The sequence below is a fragment of the Rhizobium sp. AB2/73 genome (genome assembly GCF_020871915.1).
Classification (GTDB): domain Bacteria; phylum Pseudomonadota; class Alphaproteobacteria; order Rhizobiales; family Rhizobiaceae; genus Rhizobium; species Rhizobium dioscoreae.
The window spans coordinates 408,521-424,462 of sequence record NZ_CP067073.1 but is presented as its reverse complement, the minus strand read 5'-3'; the positions used below and the strand labels follow the sequence as shown (position 1 = coordinate 424,462).

The following is a 15,942-nucleotide window of genomic DNA, read 5'->3' as shown; positions in this document are numbered from 1 at the left end:
TCTCGTACAGGGTTTGTTGAAAGCTTTGCTTCGGCTGATCCGAGGGACCGTTCGCTCCGGCGTCGCCTGATGGCTGTACTGCGGATGGCGTCTCGCGTTCTTGGTATGCGCCGCAAGGATATAGGAGTTGGCGCACTTGGTGCTCGTGGCTCGCTTACGGCAGCTTTAGGCGTCGGCGAGGCCTTGGCAGCGGCGCTGGTGGCAATCGGCATCGTCGCCCTCCCGCAGGTCGCCAGCGGTCAGGACTACTCGGCAGGCGGTGGGACCGCGACGGCGGGCAGCGGGGTGGCGATCGGCGTAAACAGCAAAGCCACAGGCAGCGGCAGTCCCGTGGCCATCGGAACTTCTGCCAACGCGTCCGTGACGAGTGGAGCTGGCTCTCCGATCGCCATCGGCATCGGTGCCACCGCCAGCGGAGCCGCCGGTATCGCGACTCCAGCCGGCTTCACTGCCTTTGAAGCGATTGCGATGGGCAACGGTGCCATCGCAACGGGACAAACCAGTACGTCGATAGGCTCTCGAGCTCAAGCGACGGGGCACTTTAGCACGGCGACCGGTTCGTTCACCACTGCAAGCGGGCTGCGCTCTAGTGCTTTCGGTTTCAACACTGTTGCGTCGGGATTGGATTCTCTCGCCCAAGGCAGCGGCGCTGCCGCCAGCGGTCAGAATGCCGTCGCAACCGGCTTTGCAGCGAGAGCCACTCAGATAAACAGCGTCTATCTCGGTGCGCGCACCGTCGCTAGTTCAGGAGCGCTTGCTGAAAGCGCCATCGCCATCGGCACCGATGTTACAGCATCCCAAAAGGACGCCATTGCGATAGGACGCCAGTCCATTTCGTCGACCCAATATGGTGTGGCTCTCGGCCTGAATGCGTCGGCCACGGGTACAGGCGGCGCGATTGCGATCGGCCAAGGTACGGTTTCAAGCAACGTCAATTCGATCGCCCTCGGTGTGGACGCCACCGCTAACGCGGCGGGCTCCAGCGCTCTGGGCACCTTCTCCACTGCTTCGGGAGGGAACTCCACCGCCCTCGGCGTCAGCTCGGGTGCTACCGCCAGTTATGCATTTGCCGGAGGTTGGGCCTCCGTCGCCAGTGCGGACAGCGCCCTTGCCCTTGGCAAGCAAGCCGCCGCTTCGGGGCCAGCCGCTACGGCTCTCGGCAGCACGGCCAATGCTTCCGGACAAAACGCGACGGCGCTTGGCGCTGAAACCATTGCAAGCGGAAATCAGTCGGCGGCAGTGGGCCGCAATGCGCAGGCGACCGGCCTTGCTTCGAGCGCCCTCGGCAATCTGGCGCAGGCGCAGGGCGATTACACGATTGCGGTCGGATCGGGCGCCGTGGGCGCGGGTCAGGCTTCGGTTTCCGTTGGCCAGGGCGCGGGGTCCGGTTCGACGACAGCCAACGCCAATTCCGTCGCCATGGGTACGGCGGCGGGTGGTCTCGTGAGCGGCGCGCAGAACACCGCTATTGGTGGTGGTGTCGCCGGCAGCATGAGAGGCGCCGGCTCCGGCGTTACGGGAACGCGCAACGTTGCACTTGGCACAGGGGATGGCACCGTTGCCTATGATGCTTCGGTGAATGCAGCCGCGGGTAACCTGGTAACGGGCAACGATAACGTCGCGATCGGCACCAATGCCGGTATCGGCGTTGCCAGCAACAAGACGACCTCGATCGGCTATAATGCCAGTGTCACGGGAGACAACGGCATCGCCATGGGCACCAGCACGACCGCGGCCAACGACGCAACTGCGATCGGCAGCACGGCCGAGGCTACAGGTGCCCGTGCGTTTGCGGGCGGCCGCTCAGTCACCGCCTCAGGTGATGACTCCGTTGCCATCGGCACGACGGCCATCTCGCAAGGGGCAAGCTCGACAGCAGTCGGAGCAGGCGCGGTATCACAAGGCGTGAACGGGATCGCCATCGGCACCGCCGCCGGCTCCCTCAGCGATGATTCCGTCGCCATCGGCACGGGCGCAGTGGCTGACGGCGGCAAGGCGGTCGCTATCGGTTCGGGCAATAGCGCTTACGGCGACGGCGCGGTCGCGATCGGCGATCCGAGCTATGCCAGCGGCACCGGCGCCTTCACCGGCGGCGCCAACAACATCGCCAACAGCGATGGCACGGCGACTGCCACCAGTGCCAACCAGGCGGCCGGCGCGGTCGCGATCGGCAACAACAACAAGGCGATCGGCCAGGGCTCCGTCGCGCTCGGCAACGGCTCCACCGCAGGCGCTTCCGGTTTCGTCGGCAATATCGCCTTGGGTAACGGCGCGACGGCGGCGGCGAGTTCCGGCGACGTGGCGCTTGGTTCCGGCTCCGTGACTGATGTAGCGGTCGGCACATCAAGCGCGGTGATCGGCGGCAATACCTATAATTTTGCCGGTACAGCACCAAGCTCGACAGTGAGTGTGGGCGCGCCGGGTGCCGAGCGCACCATCACCAATGTCGCCGCGGGCAGGCTCAACAACGGTTCGACGGATGCCGTCAACGGCTCACAGCTCTTTGCGACCAACCAGCAGGTTGACCTGAACACGACTGCGATCAACAACATCACGACGGGTGGCGGCATCAAGTATTTCCATGCCAACTCAACGCAGGCGGACTCGTCGGCGACGGGGCCGGACTCGGTTGCGATCGGACCTCTCTCGACCGCGGCGGGGACGAATGCCATTGCGGCTGGTACGAATGCGACCGCCTCCGGCCTAGACTCAGCTGCATTGGGATTCATATCCAAGGCGACAGGCGACTACAGCACCGCCATCGGCCCCAACGCCAATGCGACGGCCACGTCAAGCACCGCAATCGGCCAGAACTCACTTGCAACCGGCTTTCAGGCAACGGCTCTCGGCTTGGGAGCGAATGCCGGCGCTCAAAATGCGCTAGCGCTGGGTGCTCTCTCTTCGGCCGTCAACGCCGGCGACGTAGCGCTCGGCTCAGGCTCGGTGACCGACGTCGCGGTCGGCACGGCCAGCACGGTGATCGGCGGCAATACCTATAACTTTGCTGGCACGACGCCGGCTTCGACGGTCAGCGTTGGCGCCGTCGGCGCCGAGCGCACCATCACCAATGTCGCGGCGGGCCGTCTCAACAACGGTTCGACCGATGCGGTCAACGGCTCGCAGCTCTTTGCCACCAACCAGGCGGTCGACAGTCTCAATACGACGGTCACCACGATCGGCGGCGACCTGACCAATCTTGGCAATACGATCAACAATCTCGCCGGCGACACATCGACAACCTATACCGACGCAAACGGTAAGGGCATCCGGTACGTGCGCACCAATGACAGCACGCTCGCCGTCAGCGACTCCTCGGCTCAGGGCGTCGGCTCCACCGCCGTCGGCTATAACGCCACCTCGACCGCCGACAATGCTCTTGCGCTTGGCATGAACAGCCAGTCGACCATCGTCGGCGGCGTGGCGCTTGGTTCGGGATCGGTTGCCGATCGCGCCCTGGCGCCGGCCACCGGCCAGTTGCCCGCGGGTCCGACGAACTTCATCCAGTACAACACGACAGACAAGACCCTGCTGGGGGCTGTTTCGGTCGGTTCGAGCACGTCCTATCGCCAGATCACCAACGTGGCCGATGGTAGCAGCGCGCAGGATGCCGTCACGGTTCGCCAGCTCCAGGGTGCCATCGCTTCGGTCGCTGCGACGCCGAGCAAGTACTTCCATGCAAACTCGGCCGCCGGCGACTCCCTTGCTGTCGGTGCAGAGTCGGTGGCCGTCGGCCCGACGACCGTCGTCAACGGCGACAACGGCATCGGCATCGGCAATGGCGCAGTCGTCGACCAGGTTGCTCCCGGCGGCACGGCGATCGGCCAGAACGCCCATGTCATGCTGGCCGACGGCGTGGCCCTCGGCACGAACTCGGTGGCTGGAGGAATCCAGTCTGTCGCGCTCGGTGCCGGCGCGCAAGCCAACAACATCAACAGCGTCGCTCTCGGCGCACAATCCGTGACGAGCGTGGGCGCTCAAACCGGCTACACCGGCTTTGCCCTTACGGCTCCGCAAACCTCCGTCGGCGAAGTATCGATCGGCTCGGCCGGCTCGGAGCGCAAGCTGACCAACCTTGCTGCTGGTTCGGCCGACACCGACGCCGTGAATGTCAGTCAGCTCAAGGGTCTCGGCACCAACATTACCAACCTGATCGGCGGCGGCACGACGGTGAATCCGGATGGATCGATCACCGGTCCGACCTACAACATCCAGGGCAATAACTACAGCACGGTCTATGATGCCTTCGGTGCGGTCGATAACTCACTGACCAACATCATGAATGGCGGCGGCATCAAGTATTTCCACGCCAACTCGACGCTGGCCGATTCCACCGCCAGCGGCACGGATAGCGTTGCGATCGGTCCGCAGAGTGTCGCCAGCGGCGTGAGCAGCCTGGCGGCAGGACTTGGATCTACGGCGACAGGGCAGGGCGCGGTTGCCCTCGGTCAGGGCGCGCAGGCCAACAATGCCAATGATGTGGCTTTGGGCTCCGGTTCCACAACACAGGCTGCTGTCGGCACGTCCGGCACGGATATTCAGGGTCAGCACTACGATTTCGCCGGTACCACGCCTGTCGGAACGGTGAGTGTGGGTTCTCAAGGGGCTGAAAGAACAATCACGAACGTAGCCGCCGGCCGCATTTCTTCCGACAGTACCGACGCCATCAACGGATCGCAGCTTTATGCGACCAATCAGGCGATCGACAGCCTGCAGACGGGTGTCGGCACGATCACCAAGAACGCCGTCACCTATGACCTCAATCCCGATGGCAGCAAGAAGAACAGCATCACGCTGCAGGGCGGTGACGTGAATGCGCCGGTGGTCATTTCCAACGTCGGCAAGGGTGTCGCTCCCACGGATGCCGTCAACGTCGCTCAATTGGGTGACAGCATCACTCAGGTCAAATCCTACACGGACACGGCCGCCGCCACTACGCTGGCTTCCGCCAATAACTATACGGACCAGAAGTTCGGGCAGCTGAACCGAGAGCTTGGAGACGTACGGTCGGAAGCGAGACAGGCGGCCGCGATTGGACTTGCCGCGGCATCGCTTCGCTATGACGATCGCCCCGGCAAGGTAAGCGTGGCAGTCGGCGGCGGCGTCTGGAGAGGTGAGGGTGCCTTGGCCTTCGGTGCCGGCTACACCAGCGAGAACGGCCGGGTCCGGGCGAATTTGTCCGGTACGGCAGCCGGCGGGCAGGTGGGTGTCGGCGCTGGCCTCAGCTTCACTCTGAATTGAGCCTGTCATGGTCAAAGGAGCGCTTCTCGGCGTCCCGACTTTCCTGATGTGCATGCTCCTGTTCGGCTCGATCACAGCCGGACAGGAGACTGCCTCTCCCGCGTATCGCATAAAGCCGTCCGAGGTCGTCGTTCCTCCGGAAGTGAAGCCTGGCGATTATCAGCGGACCATTCGTCCCTTCGAAAACTGGACGCTGATCTGCGACGAAAATCTCAAAATTCGCCAGCGGGTCTGCAACGTTACCCAGATCATCGAGAACGAGGCGGGGCAGGTCGCATTCAGCTGGTCGCTCGCCGCGACGAAAAAGGGTGATCCCTACATGATCTTGCGTGCGGCCCCGATTGCCAAAAGCGACGGCGGTATCCTGTTGCAATTCGACGGCCGCAAGGAGCCGATACAGGTCCGGTTCAACGGCTGCAACAACACGGTATGCGTCGGCATGCTGCCGGTCGGGGCCCTGCTGCGCGAGCAGATTTCCAAGAATACGGCGCCAACGGTTTCCTATCCGACCGCGGACGGGAGAACGATCAGCGTGACCGCAAATCTCAAAGGCCTTTCCACAGCCGTGAAGGCGATAAAGTGATGGATGAATTTCAATGACCCAGCAATCGATTCACGATCGCATCATGTCGCGAAACAGCAAAGACGCAGCTATTCAGAACGTGGCTGTCGAGCAAGCCGAACCGAAGCGAAGCTGGCGAAAGACCGCCGCCCTTTCGGTGCTGGCGATCGCAATCGTCGCCGCTGGCGGCTATGCCGCCTTCCGGTATGACGTTCTGGGTAATCTTCTCTCGCAGCCGGCAGTTGCGGCCGCGAACGACGCCAATCAGGCGCTGCCCGATACGCCGTTTCTGCAGCACGCCAAGCAGGCCGGGCTGCACTCCTGCTCGACGATTTTCCCGGTTCTCGGGCAGCTGTTGACCAATGGCACGCAGTACAATGTCCAATCGGTGTGGAATAAGGAGGCGGCCGACAAGCATGCCGTGCAGGCGCTTGTCGGCATGAACTATGCCACGCAGGGTTATAGCGGTCCGGCCGCCGGTATCGTCTTTGCAGCGCCCGTCGCATCCGGCTGCGAAGGAGCAATGGTTCGCGTCGCACCGTTCACGATGTCTTGCCCGGAAGTTTCGGCTAAGTTCCCGAACGGAAGCAAGCTCGTCAACAATCTCGACCAGGTCGGTGTCTACCAGCTCGGCAACGATGGTGGTGATGCCATGCTTTTGCCGACAGGAAGCGGCTGCGTCGTCATTTCCGTGGCTTCGGCAGCAGGAAAGCAAGGGAGCTAAAAATGAGACTGAAATCCGCGATTGCCGCGATGGGCATGCTTCTTGTCTCCACCGCTCATCCGTGGGCGGCCGATCTCTTCACGACAGAGCAGCCGCCGGCTCCGCCGCCTGATGAACGCGGCATATGGGCAGCCATCGCCTATTCCGCCCCTGATGAAAAATACGGCTTCTTCTGGGGCGCCGACAAGCGCCAGGAAGCCATGGATATCGCCCTCAAGCATTGTGAGCGGGATAAGGGCAAGAGCTGCGTCGTGGTCAGCGTCTTCCGCAATCATCGCCATTGGGATGACGACGATAAGACCGGCTTCCCATACAATCATTGCGGTGCGCTTGCCATTAGCAAGGAAGGCGGCAAGCGCGTCACGCCGTGGGGCGCGAATTCGGCACCGACGCGCCGCGAAGCCGAAGACCTCGCGCTCAAGGCCTGCGAGAGTTCCGGCTCCCGCTGCAGCGTGTGGGAGTGGGTGTGTACCTGAACGCTCCCGAGCATGACCGCCTTTGGGCGCGCCAGTTCGCGTCGAAAGGCGGCAGTCGCCCGCTAGCCCGTTATCTTGGCCTTTTGCGGAACCGATTGCGCAAGGTCATATTTCAAGCTGAGAGATTTTATCCCTTGTCAAATTCCGCATTCATTTCATCTCGGACCATCAGCCGCATATCCCATGCGGTACTTGCCTTCATCTCCGCGGGCTTTGCTCTGACGCCCGCACCTTCGGCCTTTGCCCAATCGGCTCTGCCGAACGGCGCATCCAGTCTGCAGGAGACCTATCAGGATTGGCATGTTGCGTGCAATCAGCGCGACAAGGCTGCGTCTTGTGCGCTCTCGCAGGATCAAACCCAGCAGAATGGTCAGAGATTGCTCGCCGTGGAAATGCAGATGCGTCCCGACGGCAGCGCGCTTGCAACGCTGCTGCTGCCGTTCGGTATTGTGCTCGACTCGGGCGTCACCCCGAATATCGACGATCAGCCGCCCCTCAAGCCGGTGCGCTTTCGCACCTGCCTGCCGAACGGCTGCATAGCCTTGCTTCCGATCGATGCTCCGACCCTTGCCAAATTGCGAACCGGCTCGCGCTTGAATCTCAAGGTTGTTGCCGATGGCGGCAATGCCCTTGGATTCCAGGTGTCTCTGCAAGGCTTCTCAGCGGCGGCCGATCGCGTTGTTGCATTGGCCAGCCGATAGAAAGTGCACGGTGCGGACGGTTCCAACGAGTGGCCGCACCGGTCAAGCCGGCATGGCGCCCGAGCTGTGCGGCAACGATCGGCACGTTGCGGTAAGCGGGCATGGCGACGCGCGGTGACTTTCGGGGAAGGTAACGGCACGACGATAGCGCCAGCGCTTCGCTCTTGACCAGCTCAGTGGCAAACCTGTTGATTTTTTCGACCGGTCGCGTGGAACAGCCGGGCCATTAGCCTATATGGATCGCGCAGCGAGGTTGCCTGCCCCAGCGCAATGAGTGCATCAGCCATATTGTCGTCAAAGCTGTCCGCATCGAGGTGATCTGAGAAAATGCGGATTCCCCTCCACTGGCAGTCGTTGAAACCACATTGCTTCATGCAGTCAACAATTACTGAAGGATCGTCGCCACGCGTGCTGATGCCGAGATTGCCGACGCTGCTCGCCGCGCGGGTCTCGATCAACTGCCGAGCCAACTTATAGTCTCCTCGGAGTGCTTCGCGAAAACCGTTGGAGAGTGCATTCTTGGTTCGAATACTGAGCAGGCCGCCGGGGCTGACATGGTTTGCTAATGTTTGAATGGCAGCGCCGCTGTCATCCAAATACATCAACACTCCGTGGCAGCAGACCGCGTCGAATGTCTGCTTTGGCTTGAAATTTTCGATAGTGCCGACTGCAAAATCAAGTCGATTGCGGGCTCGCTCCGACAATTGATCCTTACGCAAATATGCTCGACGCAGCATTTCGGGTGATGCATCGACACCAAGAACATTGAAACCCGCCTTGCATAGACGCACGGCTATTTCACCATCGCCACATCCCATATCCAGAACCGTGTTTCATCGGTTAGCTTTCTGCTCATATATCCCACGAGTGGTCTGCTTTTTGTTCGGACGAACGATTCCGCCAAGCAGATCAGAGAGCCGAAAGGGGCGCATTGAGTTCCAAGACGCACCATGGCCGACAAGGCCAGAAAGAGCATTGCACGTTCAACGCCGTTCAAGCAGCCCATGCAGGACGAGATCCATGTGCGCGTTCACATAGCTTGCCTTGTCCAGAGTTCGCCGCTCGTCGAAAAGAAGCTTGAAGAATAGAAAGGCAATGGCCGGCGCCACGACGGCATCGCAGAATGCCGCTGGTGCTTGACGGAACTCCCCAAGCTTTACCCCTTCGTCGATAAGGGACTGCATCTGCCGTTCGAGAGGATCGATGAATATGTCGTGGTGCCTGTCGACGATATGTGGAAACCGCGAACCTTCGGCAATGACGAACCTCATCAATTCGCGCAATTTTCGATCATTGATTATGAGATCGTAGATCAGCTCGATATTTTTCCGAAGCCGCTCCGTAGCGGTCCCCTTCAGCTCATTTCCGCTTATCAATAGATCTTCGAGGGGCGTCGAAATGTGCCGGATCATTGCTTCGAAAAGCTGCTCCTTGGTCTCGAAGTAGACGTAGATGGTTCCCTTCGTAACTCCAATCCTGGTGGCTATATCTTCGACGCGCGTCGCGACGTAACCACGTTCGACGAATTCCTCAAACGCAGCATCCAGGATCTGAACGGGGCGGCGGGCTTTCTGCTCCGCGCGCGTCAGCTTTTTCGTATCGGGCATATCCCACCTTGAGCGTTATTCGTCGTTTGGCGTCAAGACAATTTCCATTGACTTCCTAGTCAGTCAATAATATTCGTCTGCCGAACGGATGCAAGAGGTCAAATTCATGAAAACTGTCCTTGTCGTCGCCTGGCTCGGTGTCAGCGCCGTCGCGCTTGCCTCATGCGAAGAGCAAAGCGCGAGCGAGGCCAAGCCTAAGAATGTGGAGACCGTCGTGGCCAAGGTGACGCCGGTCGTCGAAAACAACAGCATCACCGGCGAAGTCAGTGCCCGGGTCGAGAGCGATCTTTCCTTCAGGGTCAGTGGGCGCATTGTCGAACGCCTCGTCGATGTCGGCTCGTCGGTGAAGGCGGGGCAGGTGCTTGCGCGCATGGATGCGGAAGAACAGAAGGCCGATCTGGGGGTCGCCATGGCAAACCTCCAATCGGCGATTGCCCAGCAGACACAGGCTCAGCTCGCCTTCGACCGGCAGCAGAACCTCTTCAAGACGCAGGTTACGACCCGCGCCGCGCTTGACCAGGCCCAGGAAACCCTCCTGACGGCTCAGGGGAGCGTGAAATCGGCGCAAGCGCAACTCGACACCGCCCAGGATGCGCTTTCCTATACGGAACTGCGCGCTGATGCCGATGGCGTCATCACCGCCAGAAACGCCGAGGTGGGCCAGGTCGCGCAAGCGGCGCAACTGGTCTTTACCCTTGCGCATGACGGTCCGCGCGACGCGGTCTTCAACGTCTTTGAATCCCTTTATCTGGGCCGCAATCTTGAAAACAAGGTCGCTGTCAGCCTCCTTTCGGCGCCGTCTCACAGGATAGAAGCCTCCGTCCGTGAAATCTCGCCCACGATTGACTCGTCGACCGGGACGATCAGGATCAAGGTGGCGCTCGAGGGGGCGCCGGACATGCAGCTCGGCGCTCCGGTGGTCGGGCTGTTTCGGTCCGCGGCGCGGGACGCAATCGAGCTGCCGTGGTCGGCGATGGCGTCGAAGAGCGGCAAGCCGGCCGTCTGGATCGTCGATCCCGCCTCGTCGAGCGTCTCTCTTCGCCAGGTCGAAGTCTCCAGCTATGAAACCGGCCGCTTTGCCGTGCGGGCGGGAGTGTCGCCGGGCGAGATCGTTGTTGCTGACGGCGCGAAATTCCTGCGATCGGGCCAGGCCGTCACATATGACAACGGAGCTGCAAAATGAATATCCGCATCACGACTGGCCTGGCGATCCTCGGGTCATTGCTGCTGACTTCTTGCGAAAAACAGGATGAAGCCCATTACGAGCCGCCGCGTCCCGTGCTTTCCGTTGTCGCCAAGCCCACAGCGGCTTCGGCGCTGACCCTGCCGGGAACGGTCGAGGCCAGGATCGAGACCCAGCTTGCATTTCGGGTGCTGGGACGGGTCATCGCGCGCAAGGTCAGCGTCGGCGACATCGTCAAGAAGGGCGATATCGTTGCCGCAATCGATCCGCTCTCGCTCGAACTTGCCGTCAAAAGTTCGCAGTCCGAGCTTTCGAACGCCCAAGCGCAGTTGGTCAATGCCGCATCCACCGAGGAGCGCCAGCGATCCCTGCTCGAGAGCAGATCGGGAAGTGAGGCGGCGTATGAAGAAGCGCAGCTTGGGCGCAAGAGTGCGAGTGCTTCGGTTGCCAAGGCGCAGGCCAATCTGGACAAGGCGGAGGAGCAACTGGGGTATGCGCAGCTTCGTGCGGAATTCGATGGCGTCGTGACCGCGACTTCCGTCGAAGTGGGCCAGGTCGTCTCGGCCGGCCAGAGCATCGCCACCGTCGCGCGTCCCGACCAGCGCGATGCCATCATCGACATACCGGTGGCAAGCTTCGACGGTCTCAAGGTGGGCTCGCCCTTTGAAGTGGCGCTCCAGCTCGACCCGACCATCCGCGCGAGCGGTGTGGTCCGAGAGATTGCTCCGGAAGCCGAGGCGACCACCCGCACGCGGCGCACGAAAATCACGCTCATCAATCCGCCGGCAGCATTTCGCCTTGGCTCCGTCGTTACCGCGACCGCGACTGTTATCGCGGATCCGATGATCCTGCTGCCGTCCTCATCCGTGCTGGTGAAAGACGGAAAGCCGAGCGTCTGGGTGGTCGATACCGCGGCTCGCAAAGTCTCCATTCGGCCGATCAAGATCGAGGGCGATCTCGTCGAGGGCGGTTCGGTCAAGATCGCTGAAGGCATCAGCCCCGGCGAACGCATCGTCGTTGCCGGAGTTCACAAGCTTACGGACGGCCAGGCCGTCAGGGTAGACTAAGGAAAGATCCCCGTGAAAAAATTCAATCTGTCCGACTGGGCGCTCGAACATCGTTCGCTCGTCTGGTACTTCATGATCGTCTTCATTCTGGCCGGCGCGTTTTCCTATATCGGTCTCGGCCGCGAAGAAGATCCCGCCTTCACCATCAAGACCATGATCATTCAGGCCCAATGGCCTGGCGCATCGGCCGAGGAGGTGACCAAACAGGTCACCGACCGCATAGAAAAGAAGCTGGAGGAGCTGGATTCGCTCGACTATACGAAGAGCGAGACGGTTGCCGGCCAGACGACCATTTTCGTCGAGCTTCTGCCGACGACCAAGGCAAAGGATGTCAATGCCATCTGGATGCGGGTCCGCAACATGGTCGGCGACATCAAGGGAGATTTTCCAAGCGGCGTCGTCGGACCGTTTTTCAACGATAACTTCGGCGACGTCTATGGCAATATCTATGCCTTCACCGGCGACGGGCTGACGCAGCGGCAGCTTCGGGATCTGGTCGAGAATGCGCGCGCGAAGGTGCTGACGGTTCCCAATGTCGGCAAGGTCGATATCATCGGTGCGCAGGACGAGGCCGTCTATCTCGAATTTTCCACGCGAAAGATCGCCGCTCTCGGCCTTAACCAGCAATCCGTCATCGAGACGCTTCAGGCACAGAACGCCGTCACCCAGTCCGGTTTCGTCGATGCCGGTCCCGAGCGCATCGCCTTGCGCGTCAGCGGCCAGTTCACATCCGAAGACAGCCTCAGATCGATCAATCTTCGGGTCAACGATCGCTTCTTTCCGCTGACCGACGTCGCGACGATCAAACGCGGCTATGTCGATCCTCCTTCGTCCCTATTCAGATTTAACGGGCAGCCGGCCATCGGGCTTGCCATCGGCATGAAGACCGGGGCAAATCTGCTTGAGTTCGGCAAGGCACTCGACAAGGAAATCGAGCAGGTCACGGCCGATCTTCCCATCGGCGTCGACGTTCAACGCGTATCCGATCAGCCCGCCGTTGTCGACGAGGCCGTATCGGGCTTCACTCGCGCGCTGTTCGAGGCGATCGTCATCGTGCTTGCGATCAGCTTCATCAGCCTTGGCGTCCGGGCGGGACTCGTGGTCGCCATTTCCATTCCGCTCGTGCTGGCGATTACCTTTCTCGTTATGGCCTATACCGGCATTTCCATGCAGCGTATTTCGCTTGGAGCGCTGATCATCGCCCTCGGCCTTCTTGTTGACGATGCCATGATCGCCGTCGAGATGATGGTAGCCCGACTGGAAGTGGGCGACGACCTCAGAAAGGCGGCGACCTACGTCTACACCTCGACGGCCTTCCCGATGTTGACGGGCACGCTTGTGACGGTGGCGGGCTTCATCCCCGTCGGCCTCAACACCAGTGCTGCCGGCGAATTCACCTTCACTCTCTTCGTGGTCATCGCCGTTTCGCTCCTGGTTTCATGGGTCGTCGCGGTGTTGTTCACGCCGCTTCTGGGCGTGACGATCCTTCCGAAGACCATGAAATCCCACCATGAGCAGAAAGGCCGCTTTGCGGGCGTCTTTGCCTGGCTCCTGGGCCTTGCCCTGCGTTGGCGCTGGATAACCATCGGCGCGACCGTGGCCGCGTTTGCCCTCTCTATCGGCGGGATGAGCCTGGTGCAGCAACAGTTCTTCCCTTCCTCCGACAGACCTGAACTGATCGTCGACTGGAACCTGCCGCAGAACAGCTCGATTTCCGAGACGAACAAGCAGATGGCCAGGTTCGAACGCGAGATGCTGGCGAACAACAAGGATATCGATCATTGGACGAGCTATGTCGGGCAAGGCGCTCCTCGCTTCATCCTGTCCTTCGATGTGCAAACACCCGACGTCTCGTTCGGCCAGACCGTGATCGTCACCAAAAGTCTTGACGTTCGCGACAAGGTCAAAGCCGAACTGCAGGATTACCTGACCAAGACCTTCCCCGGAACCGATGCATTCGTGAAGCTGCTCGACATCGGCCCTCCAGTCGGCAAGCCGGTACAGTATCGAATCAGCGGACCCGATATCCAGAAGGTTCGGGACATCGCCCAGCAATTTGCGGGCATCGTCGGCCAGCATCCCCTGCTGTCCAACATGACCTTCGACTGGAACGAACCTTCGCGTGTCGTCAAGGTCGACGTTCTGCAGGACAAGGCGCGGCAATTGGGCGTCTCGTCCCAAGATATCGCAACGGCTCTCAACGGCATCGTCGAGGGAACGGCCGCAACGAATATTCGTGACGACATCTATCTGATCGATGTGATCGGCAGAGCACAGACGGCCGAGCGCGGCTCGATCGAGACGCTGCAGAACCTTCTACTGGCCGGCTCGAACGGCAAATCCGTGCCCCTCTCGGCGGTTGCGAATTTCCATTACGAGCTGGAGCAGCCGACGATCTGGCGGCGGACGCGCATACCGACCATCACCATCAAGGCCGCAGTGGTCGGATCGACGCAGCCGGCGACGATCGTCAACGAACTGCAGCCGAAAGTCGACGAATTCCGCAAGACGCTTCCAAGCGGCTACCATATCGTGGATGGCGGCTCAGTCGAGGAAAGCGCCAAAGCGCAAGGGCCGATCGTGGCGGTAGCGCCGCTGATGCTCTTCATCATGGCGACGATCCTGATGATCCAGCTGCAAAGTTTCAGCAGGCTCTTTCTGGTGTTCGCTGTCGCTCCCACAGCACTTATCGGTGTCGTTATCGCACTTCTCTTCAGCAACGCGCCGATGGGGTTCGTCGCAATCCTTGGCGTGCTTGCTCTCATAGGGATCCTGATCCGCAACTCGGTGATCCTCGTCGTGCAGATCGAGCATCTTCGAAGCGAGGGCGTGCCGGCCTGGCAAGCCGTTATCGAGGCGACGGAGCATCGAATGCGGCCCATCATGCTGACGGCCGCTGCGGCAACGCTTGCGCTAATCCCGATCTCCAGGGAGATATTCTGGGGTCCGATGGCCTATGCGATGATGGGCGGCATCGTCGTCGGCACGGCTTTGACGTTGCTTTTCCTTCCCGCCTTGTACGTCGCCTGGTTTCGCATTCCCCGTGATGGCGCCCGGCACGAGGTGATCTGATGTCTGGCGTTCGAAAGGCGACCTGTGCTCCTAGGCGGTCGTGTCTTTCTGTCCTGATGACCCTATCGGTATTGGCCGGATGCGCGGGGCGGCTGGAGAATGTTCTCCAGCCGGTCGCAACGGCGGGACCGGGCACCAGCACCGTGGACATGATGGTGGCGACGACACGCCGGCCGACCGACAAACCAGGCGAGCTTTACTCCGGCGAACGTGGAACGGCGATTTCTCTCAACGATATCGTCGTTTCCATTCCTCCCGATCGAAATCGCAAGATCGGCGAAGTGCAATGGCCATCGCATGTGCCGGCCAATCCCGAAAAGGAGTTCGCTGTCCTCAAGGTCCGAAGGGTGGCGTCCGAGCGCAATATTTTCGAGTGGTTCAGCAAGAACCGCAATGCCAAGCGCCAGGTCGTCATTTTCGTGCACGGCTTCAACAATACCTATTCCGACGCGGTCTTTCGCTTCGCGCAGATCATTCATGATTCGGGAACCGACGCAGCGCCGATCCTCTTCACCTGGCCCTCGCGCGGCAATGTCTTCGACTATCTCTACGACAAGGAGAGCACGAATTTCTCTCGCCGGGCATTGGAGGATCTGATCCTGCAATCTGCCAGAAGCCCTGACGTCGGGGAGGTGACAATTCTTGCCCATTCCATGGGATCCTGGCTGACCGCCGAGGCGCTGCGCGGCGTCGCGATGCGCAACAAGACAATTCCGTCGAAGGTAAAGAATGTCATCCTGGCATCGCCCGACATCGATATCGACGTCTTTCGTCGGCAGATGATCGAAATGGGGCCGCAGCATCCGCATTTCACGATCTTTTCATCGACAAGGGACAAGGCTCTCCAGGTCTCGCGATGGCTCTCCGGCGGCGTCAACCGTGTCGGCGGCTTCGATTCGACACCTTATGCAGCCGATTTGGCCAAGCTCGGTATCACGGTGGTCGATACGAGTTCCGTTAAACCCGACGATGCGCTGGGCCACAATACGTTTGCGGACAATCGCGATATGGTCCAATTTCTTGGACGGCGGCTGGCAGGACAGTCGTTGGACACCGGGCAAACCTCGCTTGCGGATCGGGTCGGCATGGCGGCGGTGCGAACCGCAGACCTGGCGGGCTCCGCAGCGAGAGTTGTGGTCGCCGCTCCCATGTCTATTGTCAGCGATGATGCGAGGCAGGTGTTGAAGCAGCAGCTTTCATCTGGCTCCTCGCCCATCGTCGATGGGCGTATTTCCTACTGAGCTACGGTCGTGAAGCCGTTGTTCACGAGTGGATCAAGTCGAACCTGCCGATATTGAAGGGCGCGGCCGCA

Annotated in this window: 11 protein-coding genes and 1 pseudogene; 9 read left to right on the top strand and 3 right to left on the bottom strand. The window is 60.9% G+C overall.

Annotation, left to right across the window (positions count from 1 at the left end):
• The first annotated feature begins 69 nt into the window (after positions 1-69).
• From I8E17_RS27980 to I8E17_RS27960, 5 genes are all read left to right on the top strand, one after another.
• Complete coding sequence (locus I8E17_RS27980; protein ID WP_229002260.1) at positions 70-5,238, top strand: YadA-like family protein; 5,169 nt, start codon at positions 70-72, stop codon at positions 5,236-5,238.
• A 7-nt stretch (positions 5,239-5,245) separates the two neighbouring features.
• On the top strand, positions 5,246-5,821 hold the full coding sequence (locus I8E17_RS27975) for an invasion associated locus B family protein (protein ID WP_113366067.1): 576 nt from the start codon (positions 5,246-5,248) through the stop codon (positions 5,819-5,821).
• Positions 5,822-5,834: 13 nt separating this feature from the next.
• Entirely contained in the window at positions 5,835-6,524 is a 690-nt protein-coding gene (locus tag I8E17_RS27970; RefSeq protein ID WP_113366068.1) for a hypothetical protein, read from the top strand.
• 2 nt (positions 6,525-6,526) lie between these two features.
• Entirely contained in the window at positions 6,527-7,000 is a 474-nt protein-coding gene (locus I8E17_RS27965) for a DUF4189 domain-containing protein (protein WP_113366069.1), read from the top strand.
• 134 nt (positions 7,001-7,134) lie between these two features.
• The gene (locus I8E17_RS27960; RefSeq protein ID WP_083258267.1) at positions 7,135-7,701 is read left to right on the top strand and encodes an invasion associated locus B family protein; all 567 of its coding nucleotides are present in this window, start codon (positions 7,135-7,137) and stop codon (positions 7,699-7,701) included.
• Here I8E17_RS27960 and I8E17_RS27955 read toward each other — a convergent pair.
• The 3 genes and pseudogenes from I8E17_RS27955 to I8E17_RS27945 form a co-directional block, all read right to left on the bottom strand.
• Positions 7,601-7,807: pseudogene (locus I8E17_RS27955) on the bottom strand (hypothetical protein); the annotation flags it as partial. The gene I8E17_RS27960 and the pseudogene I8E17_RS27955 sit on opposite strands and share 101 nt — an antisense overlap.
• A gap of 67 nt (positions 7,808-7,874) precedes the next feature.
• Positions 7,875-8,492, bottom strand: coding sequence for a methyltransferase (locus I8E17_RS27950; RefSeq protein WP_162750868.1), 618 nt, complete (start codon positions 8,490-8,492; stop codon positions 7,875-7,877).
• A 192-nt stretch (positions 8,493-8,684) separates the two neighbouring features.
• A complete protein-coding gene (locus I8E17_RS27945; RefSeq protein WP_113366072.1) occupies positions 8,685-9,308 on the bottom strand; it encodes a TetR/AcrR family transcriptional regulator in 624 nt (207 codons plus the stop codon).
• Positions 9,309-9,414: 106 nt separating this feature from the next.
• Between I8E17_RS27945 and I8E17_RS27940 the strand changes: the two genes are divergently transcribed.
• The 4 genes from I8E17_RS27940 to I8E17_RS27925 are packed head-to-tail and all read left to right on the top strand — an operon-like array spanning position 9,415 to position 15,871.
• Positions 9,415-10,491, top strand: coding sequence for an efflux RND transporter periplasmic adaptor subunit (locus tag I8E17_RS27940; protein ID WP_113366182.1), 1,077 nt, complete (start codon positions 9,415-9,417; stop codon positions 10,489-10,491).
• On the top strand, positions 10,488-11,558 hold the full coding sequence (locus tag I8E17_RS27935) for an efflux RND transporter periplasmic adaptor subunit (RefSeq protein ID WP_113366073.1): 1,071 nt from the start codon (positions 10,488-10,490) through the stop codon (positions 11,556-11,558). The genes I8E17_RS27940 and I8E17_RS27935 overlap by 4 nt, the downstream gene beginning before the upstream one ends.
• Positions 11,559-11,570: 12 nt before the next feature.
• Positions 11,571-14,630, top strand: a complete 3,060-nt coding sequence (locus I8E17_RS27930; RefSeq protein WP_113366074.1) for an efflux RND transporter permease subunit — start codon at positions 11,571-11,573, stop codon at positions 14,628-14,630.
• Positions 14,630-15,871, top strand: coding sequence for an alpha/beta hydrolase (locus tag I8E17_RS27925; RefSeq protein WP_229002259.1), 1,242 nt, complete (start codon positions 14,630-14,632; stop codon positions 15,869-15,871). The genes I8E17_RS27930 and I8E17_RS27925 overlap by 1 nt, the downstream gene beginning before the upstream one ends.
• The last annotated feature ends 71 nt before the right edge of the window (positions 15,872-15,942 follow it).